At 62.7% G+C, this 20,339-nt stretch carries 22 protein-coding genes; 11 read left to right on the top strand and 11 right to left on the bottom strand.

Translation table 11 applies throughout. The features are described from left to right. Position 1: 1 nt before the first annotated feature. From AC0CH3_RS14770 to AC0CH3_RS14760, 3 genes are all read right to left on the bottom strand, one after another. Positions 2–1,042: a cupin-like domain-containing protein gene (locus AC0CH3_RS14770; RefSeq protein ID WP_056024972.1), complete on the bottom strand. Its 1,041-nt coding sequence runs from the start codon at positions 1,040–1,042 to the stop codon at positions 2–4. Between the two features lie 193 nt (positions 1,043–1,235). After that, positions 1,236–2,087: an archaetidylserine decarboxylase gene (asd, locus tag AC0CH3_RS14765; RefSeq protein WP_354304352.1), complete on the bottom strand. Its 852-nt coding sequence runs from the start codon at positions 2,085–2,087 to the stop codon at positions 1,236–1,238. A 472-nt stretch (positions 2,088–2,559) separates the two neighbouring features. Next, a complete protein-coding gene (locus tag AC0CH3_RS14760) occupies positions 2,560–2,784 on the bottom strand; it encodes a YozE family protein (protein ID WP_235532442.1) in 225 nt (74 codons plus the stop codon). A 135-nt stretch (positions 2,785–2,919) separates the two neighbouring features. Between AC0CH3_RS14760 and AC0CH3_RS14755 the strand changes: the two genes are divergently transcribed. From AC0CH3_RS14755 to AC0CH3_RS14740, 4 genes are all read left to right on the top strand, one after another. Further along, positions 2,920–3,123, top strand: coding sequence for a hypothetical protein (locus tag AC0CH3_RS14755; protein ID WP_056024965.1), 204 nt, complete (start codon positions 2,920–2,922; stop codon positions 3,121–3,123). A 63-nt stretch (positions 3,124–3,186) separates the two neighbouring features. Beyond that, positions 3,187–3,603, top strand: a complete 417-nt coding sequence (locus tag AC0CH3_RS14750; RefSeq protein ID WP_056024962.1) for a LexA family protein — start codon at positions 3,187–3,189, stop codon at positions 3,601–3,603. Next, a complete protein-coding gene (locus AC0CH3_RS14745) occupies positions 3,600–4,871 on the top strand; it encodes a Y-family DNA polymerase (RefSeq protein WP_056024957.1) in 1,272 nt (423 codons plus the stop codon). The genes AC0CH3_RS14750 and AC0CH3_RS14745 overlap by 4 nt, the downstream gene beginning before the upstream one ends. 728 nt (positions 4,872–5,599) lie before the next feature. Next, positions 5,600–5,818 (top strand): hypothetical protein, encoded by a 219-nt coding sequence (locus AC0CH3_RS14740; protein ID WP_156350658.1) that lies wholly within the window; start codon positions 5,600–5,602, stop codon positions 5,816–5,818. Positions 5,819–6,008: 190 nt separating this feature from the next. Here AC0CH3_RS14740 and AC0CH3_RS14735 read toward each other — a convergent pair whose 3' ends face one another. Together AC0CH3_RS14735 and AC0CH3_RS14730 are read right to left on the bottom strand one after the other, a co-directional pair. Continuing rightward, positions 6,009–6,524 carry a YciE/YciF ferroxidase family protein gene (locus tag AC0CH3_RS14735; RefSeq protein ID WP_056025145.1) on the bottom strand — a complete coding sequence of 172 codons (516 nt, stop codon included), beginning with the start codon at positions 6,522–6,524 and terminating at the stop codon, positions 6,009–6,011. Positions 6,525–6,874: 350 nt separating this feature from the next. Further along, entirely contained in the window at positions 6,875–9,310 is a 2,436-nt protein-coding gene (locus tag AC0CH3_RS14730; protein ID WP_465238023.1) for a glycoside hydrolase family 3 N-terminal domain-containing protein, read from the bottom strand. Positions 9,311–9,582: 272 nt separating this feature from the next. On the opposite strand from AC0CH3_RS14730, the gene AC0CH3_RS14725 reads away from it, so the two are divergent. Both AC0CH3_RS14725 and AC0CH3_RS14720 read left to right on the top strand, forming a co-directional pair. After that, positions 9,583–10,017: a pyridoxamine 5'-phosphate oxidase family protein gene (locus AC0CH3_RS14725; RefSeq protein ID WP_056024950.1), complete on the top strand. Its 435-nt coding sequence runs from the start codon at positions 9,583–9,585 to the stop codon at positions 10,015–10,017. A 217-nt stretch (positions 10,018–10,234) separates the two neighbouring features. After that, complete coding sequence (locus tag AC0CH3_RS14720; protein WP_156350656.1) at positions 10,235–10,600, top strand: Rossmann-fold NAD(P)-binding domain-containing protein; 366 nt, start codon at positions 10,235–10,237, stop codon at positions 10,598–10,600. Between the two features lie 24 nt (positions 10,601–10,624). Here AC0CH3_RS14720 and AC0CH3_RS14715 read toward each other — a convergent pair whose 3' ends face one another. From AC0CH3_RS14715 to AC0CH3_RS14705, 3 genes are read right to left on the bottom strand one after another with little or no spacing between them, the layout of a single operon-like run. Then, on the bottom strand, positions 10,625–11,605 hold the full coding sequence (locus AC0CH3_RS14715; protein WP_200916381.1) for an MFS transporter: 981 nt from the start codon (positions 11,603–11,605) through the stop codon (positions 10,625–10,627). A gap of 6 nt (positions 11,606–11,611) precedes the next feature. After that, positions 11,612–12,073, bottom strand: a complete 462-nt coding sequence (locus AC0CH3_RS14710) for an MFS transporter (RefSeq protein ID WP_465238036.1) — start codon at positions 12,071–12,073, stop codon at positions 11,612–11,614. 5 nt (positions 12,074–12,078) lie between these two features. After that, positions 12,079–12,768: a DUF1349 domain-containing protein gene (locus AC0CH3_RS14705; RefSeq protein WP_056024940.1), complete on the bottom strand. Its 690-nt coding sequence runs from the start codon at positions 12,766–12,768 to the stop codon at positions 12,079–12,081. 71 nt (positions 12,769–12,839) lie between these two features. On the opposite strand from AC0CH3_RS14705, the gene AC0CH3_RS14700 reads away from it, so the two are divergent. Beyond that, positions 12,840–13,388: a TetR/AcrR family transcriptional regulator gene (locus AC0CH3_RS14700; RefSeq protein WP_056024937.1), complete on the top strand. Its 549-nt coding sequence runs from the start codon at positions 12,840–12,842 to the stop codon at positions 13,386–13,388. 151 nt (positions 13,389–13,539) lie between these two features. Then, complete coding sequence (locus AC0CH3_RS14695) at positions 13,540–14,637, top strand: D-alanine--D-alanine ligase family protein (protein WP_056024934.1); 1,098 nt, start codon at positions 13,540–13,542, stop codon at positions 14,635–14,637. 113 nt (positions 14,638–14,750) lie between these two features. On the opposite strand, the gene AC0CH3_RS14690 is transcribed toward AC0CH3_RS14695, so the two are convergent. Next, a complete protein-coding gene (locus AC0CH3_RS14690; RefSeq protein ID WP_056024931.1) occupies positions 14,751–15,188 on the bottom strand; it encodes a winged helix-turn-helix transcriptional regulator in 438 nt (145 codons plus the stop codon). A 68-nt stretch (positions 15,189–15,256) separates the two neighbouring features. Between AC0CH3_RS14690 and AC0CH3_RS14685 the strand changes: the two genes are divergently transcribed. Continuing rightward, positions 15,257–16,114: an aromatic alcohol reductase gene (locus AC0CH3_RS14685; protein ID WP_235532440.1), complete on the top strand. Its 858-nt coding sequence runs from the start codon at positions 15,257–15,259 to the stop codon at positions 16,112–16,114. A gap of 388 nt (positions 16,115–16,502) precedes the next feature. Here AC0CH3_RS14685 and AC0CH3_RS14680 read toward each other — a convergent pair whose 3' ends face one another. Both AC0CH3_RS14680 and AC0CH3_RS14675 read right to left on the bottom strand, forming a co-directional pair. Further along, a complete protein-coding gene (locus AC0CH3_RS14680) occupies positions 16,503–16,679 on the bottom strand; it encodes a Flp family type IVb pilin (protein WP_082446265.1) in 177 nt (58 codons plus the stop codon). Between the two features lie 247 nt (positions 16,680–16,926). Beyond that, positions 16,927–17,067, bottom strand: a complete 141-nt coding sequence (locus tag AC0CH3_RS14675) for a hypothetical protein (protein WP_156350655.1) — start codon at positions 17,065–17,067, stop codon at positions 16,927–16,929. Between the two features lie 1,324 nt (positions 17,068–18,391). Here AC0CH3_RS14675 and AC0CH3_RS14670 point away from each other — a divergent pair. Next, positions 18,392–18,544, top strand: a complete 153-nt coding sequence (locus AC0CH3_RS14670; protein WP_082446264.1) for a Flp family type IVb pilin — start codon at positions 18,392–18,394, stop codon at positions 18,542–18,544. Between the two features lie 140 nt (positions 18,545–18,684). Next, positions 18,685–19,407, top strand: a complete 723-nt coding sequence (locus AC0CH3_RS14665; RefSeq protein WP_056024927.1) for a hypothetical protein — start codon at positions 18,685–18,687, stop codon at positions 19,405–19,407. The last annotated feature ends 932 nt before the right edge of the window (positions 19,408–20,339 follow it).

Here is a 20,339-nt window from a genome sequence, read left to right as displayed (position 1 = left end):
CTCAACGGCGCTGGAGCGATTTCAGCAGATAGCCGCGAATCCGCTCGGTCCGGTCCTGGCTAGCCGGCCCGAGCACGCCGCGCGCGGGCGCGGGCAAATGATCGCCCGCCGCTGTCGCCTCGTCGGCGAAGACATAATGCTCGAACCACGCGCGCCACCCCGCCTTCTCCGCCGCGGGCAGGTCGCGCACCGCCATCATCGCGTGCACCACCGCATGGAACGCCGACACGCTCGAATCATAGGCGCGCCAATAGTTGCACAGCACGTTCAGCGTCCCGAACGCCTGGACATGGTGCCACCAGATCGCAGGGATGAAGATCGCATCGCCCGGCCCCAGATCGGCGACCACCGCATGACCGAGCGCCTCGGCATAGCGCGGATACCGCTCGAGATCGGGCGCGAGCGGATCGACCATGCTCGAAGGCGGGCCTGCCAGCGTCCGGTCGAGCGGCCCCAAATAGAGATTGCCGACCTGATCGGGGGGAAACAGCGTGAACCGCCGCTCGCCCGCGACTACGCAGGCAAGATTGGTCGACCCGTCATAATGCGTCGCGGTCTGCGATCCGTTGCCGATCCACAACCGTGGCGTCGCCCCGCCCATCGGCAGGTCGAGCGGATTTGCCGCCGCCCATCCCGGCAGATGCTCGGGCGCGGTTGCCGCGTTCGCGTAGAGGACATGCCGTTCGGCTTCGGGAACACCCGACAAGCGCAGCAATTCGCTCAGCAACACGCCAAGCGGCGCCTTCTCACGGTGGAAGTTGAACCCCTCCAGGTTATCCCCGCGATAGAAGAACTTGCCGCCGAACTCGGGGCCGCCGATCAGCACCTCCATCGGCTTGCCGCCATCGCCAAGCCCGGTCAGATACGCCGCCGTCGCGCGATCGCCACCCGCCGCGGCGCGGACGCTTGCCCAGTGCGCAACCTGACCGCGCAACACGATCGGCGCGTCGCGCACCGCGATCTCGGCGGCAAAGGTGGCGGCGTCGACCGCGGCGCGCTCCTCGACACGGGCATCGGTGGGGGCAGGATGCGATATCGTCATCCTGCTGCGATAGCAGGATAATGCGCTGCGCCATATTGCGTTTGAGCCCGCGTCAAACGAGCTGCGACTACGCAGACCCTCCGTCGGTCAGCGGCAGCATCGAAGATCGTGCGAGCACTTACGAACACCCGCCAGTCGCTCATTTCGGTGCAAATTGATTACGTGGACGAATGCGCTTGCCCAGCCTGAAGGTTCAAATCAGGCGATCGCCCATGCTTTCGCCAAGCTGGACCTGCCGCGCTGGTATCCAGCTTTCATTGAAGGTGAGCGTCGCCTCCTGGAATAGCATCACAATCGTTGAGCCGAGCAGGAAGCGCCCCATCTCTTCACCCTGTTCGAAAGCAATCTTCTTGTCGATATAGCGCCATTCCGTCGGCGTCCCGGTACGCCTGGAATTAACGACCCCGTGCCATACAGTAGCCATGCTTCCGACGATGGTGGCTCCGACCAGCACCATGACGAATGTACCGTGTTCCGAACTCTCGAATACGCAAACGAGGCGCTCATTTCGTGCAAACAGATTCGGCACGCCTTGCGCTGTGACGGGATTCACCGAAAACAGACTGCCCGGGATGTAGCGCATGCTTATCAATCTGCCCGCGCACGGCATATGGAGACGGTGATAGTCACGTGGAGACAGATAAAGATTTGCAAAACTGCCATGACGGAACTTCGCTGCTAACGTTCCGTCTCCACCGATCAGTTCGGTCGTGGTAAACCGATGTCCCTTGGCCTGCACGATGTGATGATCGTCGATCGCGCCAACTTGGCTGATCGCGCCATCTACGGGGCAGACGAAATCCGCATGTGCCAGTGGGCGAATTCCCTTCCTGAGAGGCCGCGAGAAAAAGTCATTGAAGCTCGCGTAGCTGGCGATGTCGGGATTTTCGGCTTCGCTCATATCGACGCCGTATCGTGCGACGAACCAGCGGATCAGTCGCGTGGTCATAGCACCGCCGCGCGCCCGGGCGATACGACCAGCCACTAGCGTCAGGCGTTGCTTGGGCAGCGCATATTGCAACAGGACGGTAAAGCGATCGAACATTTCTAACCCTCGAGTAGCGGCCAGCGGAGGTAACGATCACTTCTCGTTACGTAAGCGCTTAACAAGCCTACTTCCGAAAGCCCCTGAGCCAGCGTGCACCCGGATATGAACGCGGAATTCTCGTATGGCGAGCATGGGCGGTCGTGTTCAACGAATTGCCGGGCTCGCAGCGGCTGCCGCGAGAACCCGAACAGTGCATATCGACGATATTTGCGGATTAGACGGGCGGTTGCTCGGGCAACGCGTGGAGCAACAACACGTCCTTCCGGAGAACGAGGGCAGCACGCAGACCGTGCCCGATGCGATCGTCGCATCCAGTCAAAAGAACCGTTCCGCCCAAGGCTGTCTAACGGCCCGCCTCAGCGACAAGGGGAACAAGCGCGAAGCGGGCCGGCCAAGGTGTTGGAGACTCCGTGGCACGATGCGAACGATCGGTATTGCAAGTCGCCCCCTCCTTGTAAGGATTACACGATCAAGCGGACAGCCAGTCGGACTCGGCATCGTCGACCGCGGCAAACATGTCGCCTTCCGCCTGCATCGCGCTGAGATGCTTGCGGACGGCTTCCGGGTCGCCGGTCCGAGGAAACCGGCGATCGACCGCAGCGCCGGCCGCAAGCTGTCCGACAAGGTCAGATCGATCTTTCTGTGTCATCAGCCACTGGCCAAACGCCAGCGAGGGTTCGTCAGTGTCGGTCAATTTCGCGTCCTCCGAATCGTCAGACTGCCATCGCATCAGACTGATGTTCTTGCAATGTTCTTGCGAATCAGGCGGCAGTGCGCGTAGCTATGGCCACGCCCCGACGGGCGGACCGACAGTGATGGGAGCAATGACATGCAGCACGATCTGCGGCTGAGAGCGGCTGCGCGCGCCGTCTACGACAACATATATGCCTCGGCGGACACCGCAACGTTCAGCTTTGATGACGCCGAGCGGTTCGCCACCGCGGAGTACCGGCAGGCCGTCGGTGCAGCGCAGGACGCGCGGTCAGTTCTGGCTGCCCGGCACGAGCAGCTTCTTTTCGTGGCGATCCTCTAGGCTATGTCCGCAATCCCCCAAGGCCGGCCGGTCGTTGTACCACTGAACCGACGTGACGATCCGGTGCGACTTCACGATGTCCCGTTCGCGCTCGTGCCGTGCGAGGTGCCGTTTTTCCTGGTGCATACGCAGGCCGGCTTTCCGTCGCCTGCGCAGGACGACATGCAGGAGCCGATCGATCTCGGCGCGTGGTTGGTCGAGCATCCGGCAGCGAGCTACATCATGCGGGTGGATGGTCGATCCATGTCCGGCGCCGGGATCAATGACGGCGATCTGATCGTCGTGAACCGCGCCAAGCAGCCAAGGGCCGGGGCAATCGTCGTCGCACTCGTGCACGGCGACAGGACGTTGAAGCGCCTGCGCTTCGTCGACGGCCGTCACTGGCTGGTGCCTGAAGCCGACGGATTCGCTGACATCCTGGTCGACGAGCATGTGGAGATATGGGGCACCGTCGTCGGCGTCGCACGCAAGATGGCATGACCACGCCAATCGCCCTGATCGACTGCAACAACTACTACGTATCCTGCGAACGTGCTTTTGACGCCAGCCTGGTCGGCGTCCCGGTCATCGTCCTTTCGAACAACGACGGCTGCGCGATTGCCCGATCCGCCGAGGCAAAGGCGCTCGGGATCAAGATGGGCGATCCGATCCACCACCTGCGTGACATGGTCCGGCGACACGGCATTCAGGTCCGCTCGTCAAATTATGCGCTCTACGGTGATATGCAGCGCCGGGTGATCGCCGCCTGCGCGCCGTTCGCACGGGATTTCGAGATCTATTCGATCGACGAAACATTCCTTGACCTGGCGGGGTTTGATAACCGTGATCTCGTCGCACATGCTCACAAGATGCGTGCCCAGGTTCAGCAGTGGACGACGATCCCCACCTGCGTCGGCATCGCGGAGACGAAGACGCTGGCCAAGCTGGCCAACGCCGCGGCCAAGAAGGACCCGAGATTCGCTGGCGTCGCGGATCTTCGCGAAGAGGGCACGCGCCGCGATGTGATGCAGGTTTTTGCGGTCGGGGACGTGTGGGGCGTTGGCGGTGCCACGGCACGCAAGCTTATCGGTCTTGGCATCCATACCGCGGGCGAACTGCGCGACATGCCTATGAAGCAGGCACGCGCCGTCGGCACGGTCGTCCTGGAGCGACTGGTCGCGGAACTCCGCGGCGTTCCGTCCAACGCGGTTGAGGCAGTCGAACCGCGACGAAAAGGCATGGCGGTGACCCGATCGTTCGGGACGCCTATCTGCGACTTCGAACGGATGATGGGTGCGCTGTCGCAATACGCACTCCGCGCTGGCGAGAAGCTGCGATCGCACGGATTGGTCGCTGCCCGGCTGACGGCGTTCTTCCACACCAACAAGCACAGGCCGGATCGCCCGCAATACGGCGCTTCAAGGATGGTGACACTTCATCCGATGACGAACGATAGCTTCGAATTGATCGCGGCCGCCAGGCGCGGCGCGGAGAAGGCGTGGCGGGATGGCTATGCCTACACGAAGGCCGGCATCATGCTCGACGACCTGCTGCCCGAAGATGATCGGCCGCGCACGCTGTTCGAAGCTGACACGGCGAAGCGAGATCGGCTGATGGGCGCGCTCGATGCGATCAACGGCAGATTCGGCACGTGGAGCGCAGTGACGGCATCGCAGGGGTTCAAACGTGAATGGAAGATGCGGTCGGAGATGCGGTCGCCGTGCTGGACGACGGACATAGCGCAGGTGCCGACGGTGCGTGCACGATAGCGTCGACGGCGTGCGACCTTGCGTTCGCTATGGTTCACACCGAAGAGGCAAAGATGAGTCACGCCAGTAACATCGTGTATTGCGACGGCCCGCACAGCCCGCACGCTTTCGACATCGTCCCTCTGCAGCCTCGCAGAGGTAGCCTGGATGCCATGTGCCCCGTCTGCCAAGGCAGAGGCCAATGGAATACCGAGATTGATGTCGTCAGCTTTCGCTCCAAGCGCACTGCTTGCGACCGGTGTCACGGCGCGGGCTGGGTAGAGACTGGATCCGATCCCGTCGGGGTGCCCGACATTGAGGTTTCCCCGGAAGGCTACCCTCGGTGGACGCTCCGCTACGAGGCACCCACAAAAGTTATTCAGACGACGGATCCGGAAACGGCTGGGTTGTCGAAGTCCTAACCCGCCGGCAGACCAAGCGCCCGGTCCTCAAGCCAGATCACGGTTGATCTTCCTCGTGGGAGAAATTGACGGCAATCCCGTCGCCGGTGAATGATTGCCGCCGTTCGTATCGCCTATTGGTAGCCGCCGTTTTCCTCCCGCTCCTTCGCAGCGTCTTCCTGTACCTTTTCCATCTCCTCTGCCTCATCGGCCGGGGTCGCGTCGTCGGTCTTCGGATCGTCGATCATGGTCATCTCCTCGCCTGTTCAACGCGCGACGCCGCTTTCGGGCGCAGCCGTTCGTCACTGCCGTGCGTTCGTGATGATCGGGACAAGACGGGAGATCACGATGCGGTTCGTTCAGATCGAAATGCTACCTGCAGGCAAGGCGCTCGTCGACATCGACAAGCTGACTCATGCGGTCCCCGAGGCCGAGGGATCGCGACTGTATCTGGGAGCGCAGCACATCGACGTGCCGCATTCGCTGTCCGAACTGGAGAACGTCCTTGCCGGTCGCGAGCGCACGGACGACGGGGAGCACAGTTCCACGGGGTTCGGCGTTCGGTAAGGCCGCTCGTGTGCGATGGCGCGCGTCGTTCCGCTGGCAAATGCCGCAGCGTTCATGCCGTCAGCTGACGCCTTCATGCTCCGATTCCGGCGCGCCGTGTCTTTGGCCAAACAACCGCAGGCTGCAGCGGGCGTTTCTTTGATGGATGCTGGCAATGGTCGGGGGGCATCGCCCCCCGACGCCGTATCGTTTATGCGGTGACCGCTTCCGCCTTGAGGTTCACGCTGGACGTTGCCATCGCGGTCAGCTTGTCGTCGGTCGCATATTCCTCATCGAGCGTTTCTTTGAGGATCGCGGCGATATCCGCGCGGCCAAGTTGGTTGGCCCAGGCGATCAGCGTCCCGTACCGGGTGATCTCGTAATGCTCGACCGCCTGTGCCGAGGCGATGAGCGCGGCATCGAGAACGGCCTTGTCCTGGATTTCGCCGGCAACTTCGTTGGCTTCCTTGATGATGCCGTCGATCGCCGGGCAGGTCACCGCCTTCGCCTTCTCGCCGAGCAGATCGAAGATGCGCTCGAGCCGCGTGATCTGCCCTTCGGTTTCACGCAGATGTGTTTCGAAACCCTGCTTCAGCGCTGGCGCCGTTGCCTTGTCGACCATCTTGGGCAACGCCTTGGTGATCTGGTTTTCCGCGTAATACACGTCCTGCAGCTGATGCAGGAACAGGTCGTCGAACGTCACGATGTCTTTGGAAAACAGGCCCATGATAATGTCCTCGCTGAGCGGATAGCCGCGAAGCAAACTGCTCCGGTACCGCCGAAACGCGCCGACTCCGGGGTAAGTTTCGTTCCGGTTCAGCGCAGCTTTCACGCAAGCCCGATCGACGCCGGCTTTGCGCTGGTGCTCATAGCGAGATCGCGAGCTGCCAGCGCGACTGTCGCGAACAGTTGCGCCGTGCTGGCGCGGCGGGGAACGTTGAGCACGTCTGGAGTGACAATGCCGGATCGCGGCGGCAGCGTCTGTGAAGGCATGATCGCCTATCCGCCGCGCGCGGGAAGCTGAAGCGACTACATCTACTCAGGCGCCGCACGGCCGGATTTGTCTCACCCTTGCAATCAGCGAACTGTCAGCGAAGTTGTCTTCAACGCGGTTGAGCTGTTTCCCGCGCTGATGGTGAACGTGCCCGGTTCGACGACGCGATGAATCTCGGCGTTCCAGAAGGCCAGATCGGCGGGTTTCAGGTCGAACGTCATCGTCCGCTTCTCGCCCGGCTGCAACGTCACGCGCTGAAAGTGCTTCAGTTCGAGCACCGGCCGGGTGACCGTCGCTTGGTCGTCGCGGACATAGAGCTGGACCACTTCGTCCCCGGCGCGACGGCCGGTATTGGCAACGTCAACCGAGACCCGCACCGTTTCATCGCGACCGATCGTCGATTTGGTGAGCCGCGGCGCACCGACGTCGAAACTGGTGTAGGACAGGCCGTAGCCAAACGGGTAGAGCGGAGAAGTACTTTCGAATAGATAGCCGCGCCGTGCGGTTGGCTTGTGATTGTAGAAGATCGGCAGCTGGCTCTCACTGCGCGGGATAGACACGGGCAGCTTGCCGCCGGGATTTGCGCGGCCGAGCACGACATCGGCGACGGCGTTGCCGGTTTCCTGACCCAGATACCAACCCTCGACGATCGCAGGCGCGTTCGCCTCCAGATACGTCGCGGCGAGCGGACCGCCGTTCAGCAACACGACCACCACTGGCTTGCCGGTCGCGAAGAGACGGCTGGCCAGCGCGTTTTGCTCGCCGATCAGGTCGAGCTTCTGTCGGTCGCCCAGATGCTGGTCGGCCCAGGCCTCGCGGCTCAGCTGTTCGTTCTGACCCAGCACCAGCAGGATCGTATCCGCCTGCGCTGCCTTGCGCACGGCTTCCTCCATCAGCGGGGCGTTCTCCGCCGGCGAGACGAGTTCGACCTTGTCGGCGGCCCATTGACGACTGCGGGTCAGGCGAACGCCCTCGGCATAATCGACCGAAAAGCGCCCCTGTGCCGCCTGCTGCATGCCCTCCAGCACGCTGACGACATGCTTGGGCACGTCCGAATAGCCGCCGATGGGGGTGTCGCGGGCGTGGGTGCCGACGACGAGCATCTTGCCGACCTTGCCCGGGTCGAGCGGCAGGAGGTTGTTCTGGTTTTTGAGCAGCACCATTGAGCGGACGGCGGCCTCGCGAGCCAATGCTATCGCGTCGGGCGTCGCGGTGCTGGCTTCGGCCGTGCGGGCGTTGGCGTACGGGTTTTCAAACAGCCCCATCTGGAACTTCATGGTCAGGATACGGCGAACCGCATTGTCGACCTGTTCCTGCGGCACCTTTCCGGATTTGACCATCTGCGCCAAAGTCGCCCAGCCCTCGGCATCGGGCAGTTCCATATCGACCCCGGCGTCGAGCGCGCGACGGCCGGCGGCGGCCATGTCGGTGCCGTACAGCTTGTGACGCGTGTTGAGTTCCTTGATCGCGAAATAGTCGCTGACCACCGATCCCTTATACCCCCATTCGCGGCGCAGAACGTCTTCGAGCAGCCATTTGTTGGCATGGCTCGGGATGCCATCGATCTCGTTGTAGGATGCCATCACCGCCTGAACCGGCAATTCCTTCACGGCACGTTCGAACGGCGGGAAGAAGTTTTCGCGCAACGTCCGTTCGGAAATATTCGCCGGGCCGACATTGGTGCCGTTTTCGGGCTGACCATGGCCGGTCATGTGCTTCAACGTGACCATGACCTTATTGGGCTGCAACGGCAGGGTCGTACCCTGAAACCCTCGAATGGCGGCCAAGCCCATTTCGCTGACCAGCACAGGGTCCTCGCCATAGGTTTCCTCGATCCGGCCCCAGCGGGGATCGCGGGCGACGTCGACGACAGGGGCGAGCGCGAGATTGGCACCGCGGGCGCGCATTTCGCGGGCGGCGACGCCGAACACGCGCTCGACCAGTGAAGGGTCCCACGACGATGCCAGCGCGATCGCCTGTGGAAAGCTCGTGGCGCCGCGCGCGACATAGCCGTGCAATGCTTCCTCATGCATGATCATCGGAATGCCCAGCCGGGTCTGCTCGACCGCCCAGCGTTGCGCCGCGTTGACATACTCGGCGGTTTCCCGAGCGGTGCGGTTCACCGCATCGGCGGCAACGCCGGCGGCGTTGTTGCTGACGGTCACGCCGCGCTTGTCCGATGGACGTGTGATCTGGCCCAGGCCGTTCGGGAAGGCGCGCGAAGCCTTCTGCGACGAAAAATCGCCTTTCGCGTCCTGAATATCGCTCTTCTTTTCCCAGATGCCGATCATCTGGGCGACCTTCTCCTCCAGCGTCATGCGTCGCAGCAGGTCTTCGACGCGCGCGGCGACTGGCTGCGAGGGATCTTTGTACGGCATGCGCTGGGCCGATGTCGGACGGTCGACGCGGGTCTGCGCGACGAGCGTTCCGGTCGCAGCCGTCCCCAGCAGACAGGCAAGTGCCAGGCGAACGGGCATTACGCGATCGATCACAATCTCTCTCCCCGGGGCATTCGGCATCGACCGCCGCCCGCTTTTGGTAGCGCTATCGGATATCGGTGCGGACGAATCCCGTCAACTCGTCAGGCTTTCTGACTCTGCTCGTTTTCTCGATGACGGTAGAGACCCGCAATGGGATAAACGAGCGGCCCCCTGCCCGAGGGTTTCCCCGCCGATGTTCGAATGGACCGCATGCGAAAGCTTCGTCGTCGACGTGAGCTACGCCGGCTCGATCCGGGAGTTCTGACGTTGTCCGCTTGGGCACACGTTTCGCAACCCGAAGGGAAGACCTGATGACCGACATGACTTTGCAGGATCTCGCCAAGGCGATGGGCAAGATCGACTTTGCGATGCTGACGACGCGGACCGAAGGCGGCCAGCTCGCGACCCGGCCGATGAGCAACAATGGCGAAGTCGAGTGGCAAGGCGATAGCTACTACTTCAGCTATGACGATGCGCGCACCGTTTCCGACATCCTGAACGATCCACATGTCGCCCTGTCGTTCCAGGGACGCAGCGGGCTGCTGGGCAAGCCGCCGTTGTTCGTCGCGGTCGAGGGCGCAGGCAAGATCGTGCGCGACAAACAGGCGTTTGCCGAACACTGGACGCCCGATCTCGAGCGCTGGTTTCCACAAGGCGTTGATACGCCGGGCCTCGTGATGATCGAGGTCAACGCGGTGCGGGTGCATTACTGGGATGGCACCGACGAAGGCGAAGTTGCGGTTTGACCGACGCCACGGCGCCCATCGTCCTGACCGGATCGCGCACGCGCTGGTCGGCCACGGCGCGATAGACAACGCGTTGGTGCGGAAGGGAGCGCGGCACGATACGCTCCCGCCCGGCGTCACAGTCGTCGCGGTCGATTTCGCCGAGCCGGCATGCCTCACAGCCGCGTGAGCTGGGGCAGCGTTTGTGGTGTCGGCGGTCAACGGACTGGCGGAGGTCGTGCTCGGGCTGCAGACCCGGTTGGTCGACGCAGCGTTCGCCGCCGGGGTGCCGCGCGTCATCGCGTCCGACTATGCGCTCGACTTCACCAGGACGACGCCGGGGCGCAACCGCAATCTCGATCTGCGGCGCGCGTTCATGGCGCGGATCGATGCCGCGCCGATCCGCGCAACTTCAATCCTCAACGGTGCGTTCGCCGACCTGCTTGCGGGGCAGGCGCCGATTGTGCTGCCGCGGACCCGCCGGGTCCTGCATTGGGGCAGCGCGGAGAGGGAAGGCTGTTCCCCGCTCGACAACCACCGCTATCCGGATGTTGCTTTCACCCCAGCGCAGACCATCTTGCGTTCGGCGTATACGAGGGGATAGCCGAGGTGCCCCACCGGCAGACGGTCACGCCGCGCCTTCTGCGACCCACGATCGGACATCGGTCCAGGTTGACGCACCATGCTCCTGCGGTGCCTGCGGGACGAACACCGAGAGCGTCAGTGTCACGCCGGCGATCAGCAGGACGCCCCAGAACGTCAGGTGCAGACCGTGCGCCAGCCCTGCCCGGCTTGCTAGTGCGCCTGCCGCCGCCCCCTTCCCCGCGAGCAGGTGCTGGACCTGTTGCAGCGAACCGGCGTGTCCGCGGGCGAGGCTGGCGTTGAGCACGGTGCCGAGCACCGCCGCCCCGAGTGTGCTGCCCAAATTGCGGGCAAACAGATTGGAGGCCGTCGCGGCCCCACGCTCTGCCCAGCCGACGCTGCCCTGGATCAGCACGATCGCGGCCGTGCTTAGGAACCCCATCCCGAACCCCATCACCAAGGACCCGAACCCCGCCACGAGCGGCGAGCTCAGCGGAGACAGCAGCACAAACGGTATCGCGCCCACCGGCAGCAAGGCTGCGCCGAGGATCAGGATCGGTCGCAGGCCAAAACGCCCGAAATTGCGCGCGCCGAGCGTCGCCGCGATCGGCCAGCCAAGCACCATGGCAGTGAGCATGAACCCCGCCTCGAGCGGCGAACGCCCCATTACCGCCTGGACGTACATCGGCAGGAAGGTCGTGAGCCCGATGACCGCCATGCCGCTGAACAAAGTCACCGCGTTGGTCGCGGCGATCGTGCGGCGTGCCCAGAGCGCAAACGCGATCATCGGATCACGCGCGCGCCGCTCCTGCACCACGAACAGCGCTGCGGCGGCGATGCAGATCAGCGCAGCGATTGCGGCGATGCCGCCGCCATCCGGCCCGGCTTCGGTGAGCGCCACCATCAGCGCCGCGATCGCGACTGTGAACAAGCCCGCGCCGACGGCGTCGACGCTGCGCTCGTGCGTCGCCACGGTTTCGCGCAGGAACAGGTAGAAACCGGCCGCCGCAGCCAGCCCGATCGGCACATTGATCTAGAAAATCCACGCCCAGCTGAGATGCTGGATGATGAGCCCGCCCCCCAGCGGCCCAATCACCGACGAGACGCCCCACACGCTCGCTAGCCAGCCCTGAGCCTTGCCGCGCTCGTGCGTCGCGTAGAGGTCGCCGATGACCGTGATCGACACCGGCTGGATCGCGCCTGCACCGATCCGCACCGGCACTACGTCTAGCACCGTGCAGCCGAAATTGAGAAACACGCCTTCGCCCAGATGAATGTTATAGCCATAGTCACAGTGAAACGGCGCTCGGATCGTCGCACCGCGCCCCGCGTGGCCAAGCCCTTCCACCAGCAGCGCATGACGCTCAGCCACGGTAGCTGTCGATGCGCGATTATAGCGGTCGAGCCACCCAGCGGCGCGCGCCGCATCCGCGACGAGTTCCGGATCGTCGGCGACGTAGAGCTGGCCCGCCAGCATCCGCTCCTTCTGCGTCATCGCGATCAACTCAGGTCGTGGAGATCCTTGCCGAACGGGGCTGTGATGGTCAGGTCGGAGAAATGCACGTCCAGTCCGGCCCGCTCGGGCGTGCAGGCCATCGGTCCAACCTGATAGGCGGGGGCGATCGGAAAGGGTGCCAGCCTGACCAGGGGCCACGTCTTGCCGTCCGCTGACACCTGCAACCGCAGGACGCCCTTGGCGACCGTCGCGCGCATCCAGAAATCCTGCGCGTCATGCTCGTAGGGGCCGGTTGCCCAGTCGGACTTTCCGTCGGTCAGCACGCTGCTCAGCATCGCGCGCCCGTCGGACAATTCGATCCCCGCCTTGACCCAGTGCCGTTCGTCGACCCGCACCATGATGCCGGCCTGATCGTAGAGTTTCTGATACTGGCCGCGAATGCGCAATTGGGCGGTGAACGCGGCAGGCGCGGCGAAGCCGAGGAAATGACCGCTGTCCCGGGTGAAGCCGTAATGCGTCTCGCGCCAGAAATCGCTGCCCTTGTCGGTGACGAGCGTCAGGTCTCCGCCGGGGGCGGTCTTCCAGGCCTTCGGCGCATTCAGCCAGCGACCGTCACGGCGCCCAAGCGCCGAGATAGCCGGGCCCTGCGCGGTCGCGACGCCGGCATTTCCCGCGATCGCAAGCGCTGCGGCACCACCGATCACCGCCCGCCGGTTCACCCGATCCTCTGTCATAGCCGCTGCCTTCCAATTACCCTCGATGTTGTGTACATATGTACACATGCCGGGATTGAGGTAAAGAGGCGATGACCCAACAGACCCGGCGCAACGATCCGGCACGGCGGCAACGCATCATCGATGCGACACTGGCGGTCATTGCCGATCACGGAACCGCGGCGACGACTCATCGCCGCATCGCCGAGGAGGCGCACGTGCCGCTCGGTTCGGTCACCTATTATTTCGCGACGCTGGAGGACTTGCTGACGGCAGCCTTCCTGCAACTCGCCGCCGAATCCTCCGCGGCCTTCCGCGCCCGTCTGGACGCTGCGACCGACAGGGCAGCGGCGTGTTCGGCGGTCGTCGACATCATCGCGAACCAGGTCTGGGCGGAACCCCGCACCCTGTTGTTGAGCTACGAACTCTACGCCTTCGCGGCCCGGCACCCGCCGGTCGGCGCGGTCATGCAGCGCTGGATGGACAGCAGCAGAGAGTCCCTGGGGCGCTTCTTCGACCCGCTCACCGCGCGCGCGCTCGACGCGCTGATCGAGGGTATCGGCATTCACAATTCGATCGATCGCGCGCCCCTCGACCGCGATGCGATCAAGACCATCGTCGAGCGGATTGCCGCGTGTTAGCCGGTCCGATCCATCAGGCTGCTCCAGCGCAAATGCCGCCACCGTCAGGATCAGGCCCATGCGTATGGGGCCACCGCCGCATGACCGCAATCGATGCCCCTTTCATGCGCGCGCCGCTTCGAGCTAAGGCGCGGCGCGCAGGAGATGATTCATGAAGACAGCGCCGGTTGCCCTTCTCTACCAAGCGCTTCCACCACCGTTGATCGACGGACTGCGAAAGGACGCAAAACCGGGCGGATATTCAGATGGCGGCGCAGACATTGCTTTTGCCTTGCGAACGGCTGGGGTGAATGTGGTCACGCCCACCTCCTCGCCAGACCCTGCCAGGGCACTCGACTGGGTCTTCCCGGACACGGCCGAGGGTATCCGTAGCGCAGGCGCAGCCGGCGCATCGGTCCTGTGGGCGAACACGGTCCTGTTCGAAGGACATCCGCTCGAGACGGCAATGGTCGACTTCGACATTGTCGGGCAGCTTCCCTCGGCGATGCAGGCGTTCGACGACAAGTTCGAGACCAACCATCTTCTGACCGACGCTGGCCTGCCGGTAGCGCAATCGTTTCTGCTTTCCTGCACCGCGAAGGAGAACGTCTGTGCACTGGCCGATGTCGAGCACGCGTGCGCGTCTCGCGGCATGTCCTTTCCGATGATCGTCAAACCGGTGCGCGGACGTGGCAGTCAGGGTGTGACCCTGGTGGAGAGCCTCGGCGCTCTGCGCGATGCCGCGACTGCGTTGATCAAGGCAGCCACCTTCGGCGACGTGCTGATGGTGGAGGAGTTTCTCGGCGGTGACGAGATGACGGTCACCCTCATGCCGCCCGCGTCCCCGCGCCCGGACGGTTCGCGTGCACCGACGCACTGGGCGTTGCCACCCGTCTACCGCTTCGATCAGCGCGCCGGAGTAGCACCGTATAACGGCGACGTTCCGGTGACCGCCAACAGCGTCGCAATCGCTTCCGAGCGGCTGCTCGAACCAGCCATCATGGCAATGATCGACAGCTGCGTCTCGGCAGCCGCGCTGGTCGACGCGCGCACCGCGATCCGGATCGATTGCCGGGCCGATCGTGATGGTCTGTTCAAATTGTTCGACCTCAACATGAAGCCCAACATGACGGGGCCGGGCCGCCCGGGGCGCGAAGATCAGGATTGCCTCTCGGCGATCGCTGCCCGCGCCAAGGGTTGGAGCTACGTCGATCTGTTGCAGGCGATGCTTGCTGCCAAATGGAGGCGCGAGCCGCTGAAGGGAGCGTAGCTAAGAACGTCATCTAGAATGAGGTTTATTTCGATCGCAGACATAGCGGGACGCCGCATTTTCCGAACACGATGGTATTTCCGGAACGCTGAGCCTCTATGCCGATCTCGCCTTCAGCGCTCTTCTCCCGCATGTTCCCGATCAAACATCTCCCGTGATGTGCGAAAGCCGTCGACGTTCTCGACGATCCACGTCCAAAGCGGAACCATCATCACCAGTAGCTTCAGTCCGGTTTTGGACAGAGCATATTCTACATGGGGAACGACCTCTTCGAAGTCGTGACGCACCACCAATCCATCGCGCTCCAGATGGCGCAGCGTGCGCGTCAGCATCCGCTGCGTGATACCGTGCATCCGTCGGCCGATTTCCGCATGGCGAAGCTGGCCGTACACGCCGAGCGTATGGATGACACCAAGCGACCAGCGGTTGCCGGCATGGGCCAACACCTCACGGCGAACCCCGTCGTCATCGTCCCGCAGGCCGTCGCAAACCGTTTGCGAATATCGGAGGATGTCCTCCTCGCTTAGCGATTGAACGGCAGTATCACGCATGTGCCCATCTTTCACGCTTGCCCCTGGCTTGCCAGATCACCGGCATCCAAGGCGAAACGAGTTAGCCGATGAACGATGCAGTCTCCAACGTGAAATCACGCAATATCCTCGTCCTGGGTGCCGGCGAGCTTGGCATGCCCGTGCTCCGCAATCTGGCGCGTCGCGCCAAGGGCATCGACTGTGCCACGATCAGCGTCCTTCTCCGCGAAGGTGCCGTCGAGTCGGGCGATCCCTCCAAGCAGCGTGACATCGCCGAGATCCGCGAGGCGGGGATCGAGATCGTGCTCGGCGACCTGGTGAACGACACGATCGATGAGCTGGCATCGCTCTTCTCGGATTACGATACCGTGATCGGCTGTGCAGGCTACGCAGCCGGGATCAACACGCCGATGAAGCTCGCCAAGGCGGCGCTACAATCCGGTATCCCGCGCTATTTCCCGTGGCAGTTCGGCGTCGACTTCGAGGCGATCGGTCGCGGCGGGCCGCAGGACATCTTCGATGCGCAGCTCGACGTGCGCGAGTTGCTGCGCTCGCAGGACAAGACCGAGTGGGTCATCATCTCCACGGGCATGTTCATGAGCTACCTATTCGAGCCGGACTTTGGTGTCGTCGATCTGGAGAAGAGCGAAGTTCACGCGCTCGGCAGTCTCGATACCGCTGTGACGCTGACGACGCCGGATGACATCGGTTTGCTGACTGCCGAGATCGTGTTCTTCGAGCCGACGATCCGCAACGAGATCGTCTTCCTGGCCGGTGACACCGTCACATATGGCGAGGTCGCGGACAAATTGGAGGCGGAACTGGGCCGGGCCTTCAAGCGGTCGGTTTGGACCGTGCCTTTCCTGATGGAAGAACTGGCGAACGATCCGAAAAACATGATGCGCAAGTACCGCGCCGCCTTCGCCATCGGTCGCGGTGTGTCCTAGCCGAAGGCAGGCACGTTCAACGATCGGCAGGGCCTTCCGGTCACCGACGTCGCGGCCCTGATCGATGCCGATCTGCGAGGGGCGCAACCAGACACGTGATGTGGGCGGGGTGACTGCAGAGGCCTTCCCAAAGACGTACCCAGAGTGGGACAGTCACCCCTGGGATCACGCAGACCGCCATGCGGGTCAACCTCCCGCCCGAAATCTGCCCCGAATTGGCCTTTCCCAAAATGGCCTGTTGGAGACGCAGAAACGGGACAGCTCGCGCTTGGCGAATGGCCGTTACCGGGAGCCTGGATCGCCAGCCTGAACGCCGCGGTTTGGGCGGAACTACCCAGCGTCGTTTATCGCCAAGGATGGCTGCGCTAACGGACGCGCTGGCTGGCGTTCAGCCCACTCGGCTACTCATCTTGCTCGATACGTTATTGAACGTCTTATTCAAACTTCCGCCCAGACCCTGCATCGCAGCAATCGCAGCAACGGCGATGAGGGCTGCGATCAGACCGTACTCGATGGCGGTCGCGCCGCGGACATTCCTTCGGAGCGAGTTAAGCAACTGAACCATGGTGGCTCCTTTCGGGGCCTCGCCTAATTCCGAACCATTAACGATACGTTTGCCACGGCTGGCGCGTTATCTCACTAAGGCTGGCTCTAGTTGATGACATCGACTGCTGCGGCGACCCGCGCTCAGTCATCCCGGTGGGGATCATCTCCCAACACGTGGACCAGAGTGTCCATGACGGGCGCTCCCTCCATCGTGCCATGCGCCTGGACGACCGCCATTGCCTTCAGCCAGACGTCCCGGTCAGTCATCATGTGTCGAGGTTCCGCCGTTTGATTTCAGCGGCCAGCGCTTCCCTGACGAAACTCCCCGCCTCGCCGTCAGCCTGACGACACGCCTCCAGCAAACTGCGATCGTTCAAAAACCTGATCAGATCGAGACGCAGGAACATCGTCATCATCCTCAGGTCTATGCGTGGGCGACCCGATCGGGCAAGCTATCTCGGCGGACGAGTTCGATGACCTTCATTGTCGGCATCAACTAACTTAACGTGGATCTGGGCAACGGCAATGGCGCCTACGCCTGCCGATTCATCGGCCAAGCCCCTGATGCCGCGAGCTGATGGATTATGCCGTTCAACGAGGCTGTGACGATCCGCGGGCGGACCATGTCGTCCGTTGCGTTTATGCCGCTCCAGAATTGCGTAAGCGGCCACTGGTCAGGGCAATGGGGACGAAGAACCCGAAGGGCCAGCCTCGTTCCGCTTGAAGGTTTTTGGTCCGCTGCCGGCGCCTCGGCCACTTCCCGGAGAACCGTCAAGGCAAGATCGATCAGATAGCTTTGATAATCGATCACCCCACGGCTTCCCTTCCCGAGCCTGGCCTAGCTTTGAAGCGTTAATGAACGACACGATCCGGCAAGTTTGTTGTTTAACACCGAGGCATAAGCGGTTCGACCATCATGATCGTGTCGATGGCGGAGGCAATCCGACGTAGATTCTCGAACCCTATTTCGGGTCCAATCGCCTCTCCCAGATCGTCGCAGAGATATTCCCCGGTCAACGAACTATGCACCGCGAGGATCGTGCTAGCGGTAAGCCAAACCTGCCTATTGGTCAGTTGCCCGACGGGTAGCCCAGGCACTCGCGCGCGGGGGGAACCACCGCGGCGCCGGTACATCATCGCCATGTCGCTCACCTTGGTGAGGACTCGTCCAAAAAGGATCCCTGGGCGATCGACGCACGCTGTTGGCGGCGAGCAGCGGTACACCCCGCGAGTAGTTCGTCTGAAAGAAATGACGCCGCTTCGATATCAAGCGTGACGGCGAGACCCGGGGCACCGACGAGGACGTTCCCGTCGCTCGCGGAAACCCTCAGAACTTCAGGACGCAACGTTGTCAGCATGCCCATTCTCCCGTGGGTAGCTAGCGGACAGGGGCTGCGGATCGTTCCAACCATTGATCCACGGCAGGACGATATTGGCAAACGACGCGGCTTTCTCGTGAGGAGGCAAGGCCAAATTCAGCTGAAACCACGGTGCTCAAACGTCAGATCACCAGGACCGCGACACGATGACTTTCCAGTAATGTCAGATGCTTCCCGGGCGCTGAAAGTGTATCGGCTTTGTGGAAGCTGGAATATTTCAGAATATTATAATTATACATTTAATACACGATGCGCTCGCCCCTTGTACATAAAACACCGCACCGATTAATAACTTTTATTGCCAATCATATTATTAGGCTGTGCGGGACATTAGAACAAAAGGGGCGGAAATATGCTAAGGTTTCTCAGAGATCGCCGTGGCGCTACAGCCATTGAATACGGCCTTATTGCCGCTCTCATCGCAGTATCGGCAATTGCCGCAATGCAACAGGTTGGCACAAGCCTGTCAGCGACGTTCAATAATATAGCCTCTCATCTGACGTAATACTTCCTGTCATTCGTGAAATTATCTACCGGGTCACGGGCACCCGCCTCGCCCTGTGTTACGTGCGCCAGATATAACGGGTGCACGTTCCACGGGCTTTCCATCTAGACGACGAAGGTCCAGAATGCGGTGCTAGGGGGATGCACTTGCGCGGTCTGGATTTCACTTCTTGGCAGAGCCTGCTCGCCACCATCCTCGGACTGACGCTCGTTACGCTCTTGGGGGTTGGCATCCGTCTGCTCACCCAAATGACGTTCCAGCAGCGGCGTGAACGGATGAACCGGCAGATCAATGAGCGCCTGAAGACGCTTATCGCTGCCTACAAGGTCCTTGGCGGCTCGTTCACGGGGGACCTAACCGTCGATCCGGCCCACCGGCGCGATTTGCGGCGGCGGGAGCAGGGCGTCGTCGCAGAGGAGCCGATGGCTGCGCTGGACCTTAGTGCGGAAGGCGCGGCACGGTCGGACCGCACGCGCCGGATCCGCGACGCGGTCGAGGCCGCGCTGTCCGATATCATCTTGCTCGGTACGGAGGAGCATGTCCGGCTCGCGGACAGGGCGGTTCGCGAGCTGGTTGCAGGCCACCCAGTCCACACGCATGAGTTGGTTGTGTCGCTGCGTGCGTTCGTGCGCGATGCGCTTGATCTCGACCCGATCCCGGCCGACCTAACCATCGCTATGCAAGGACCCGCGCGTCCGGCGTCGTCCGGCGGCGGCAGAGGTGGTAGCCGCAAAGACGATGCTGGCCGGAGCGGCGGCGGCGGTGGTGGTATGGGCGGCGGCGGGGCTGGAGGCGGCGGCATGGGTAACAATGTCCTTGGCGACGATCCACACCATGTCGCGGCGCAGACCGCAGAGCGATAGGCTAAGCCTTCCTGAGCTAAGTCTTGGCTGACACACAACCAGACGTTCACGCCCCTTCCCTCGCTCCCCAACTTCGAACGCGGGTTTATCGTTGCGATGACCTATTTTGAAGCCCGGCTATCCGCTCGCGAATGTTGCGATAGGGCGGTGAGCGGCCCGACTGCTTTCAGCGGTGAAGCCCGGTAAGCGGACGGTCTGCTTACGATAGAAAGCCGACGCCTACTTACGGGAGCCACGGAATATCAGCCAATTTCCAGCAACCAAGATGGCAAATCCGAACGCCAAGCTAACCAGCGTCGCCTGACTTTTAGCCGCATGACACGGGTTGCCCGTCACAGGACCGATTACGTCTTCGGCACAGTCGCCCAAGGCGCTGAAGCCCACAAGCACTAGGGTGATGGCCGAGGCAATGACGGTCCACGCTTCTGCGGCAAGAGTTCGCCTTAAGCTAGCTCGCCTCCAGCCGAATAACGCTACCGGCAAGCATGGCGCAAGCCAGATTAGTACGACCCAAACTCCACTTTGCATGTGTCCCTACTCGCTTGGGGTCATCACAAGATCCGTAAACCACATAGCGAGTAAGCTGAACGAACGACAGCTATCGGGCGAGCGCTCCGCGACAAGAGTGGCGACATGTGAGCGACTGCCGACTGTCCGCTTCTGGGGTCTGCTTTGCCGATCGCGACCTTCGCGACATGGTGGAAAGCGGCCGTTCCCGATCTGTCAGTAGACGATCGACATGTCCCGCTTCAGCGGCTTGGGCGGCGTTGGCGGACGCAAGCCGGCGGCAAGATAGTCGGCAGCTACCGGCTTGAGATTGAGGGCAGCTTGATAGCAGCCTTCCAGCGGCCGATCTGAGTAGCCCCTCGTTTTCTAGACGCCTTGAGCCATCAAAGCCTGCTGCCGTTCGAACTCGACGGGCGACAGCATCC

The sequence above is a fragment of the Sphingomonas sp. AC449 genome (genome assembly GCF_979253475.1).
Note: the sequence above shows the minus strand (reverse complement) of the source record. Positions and strands in the feature narration are given on the sequence as shown.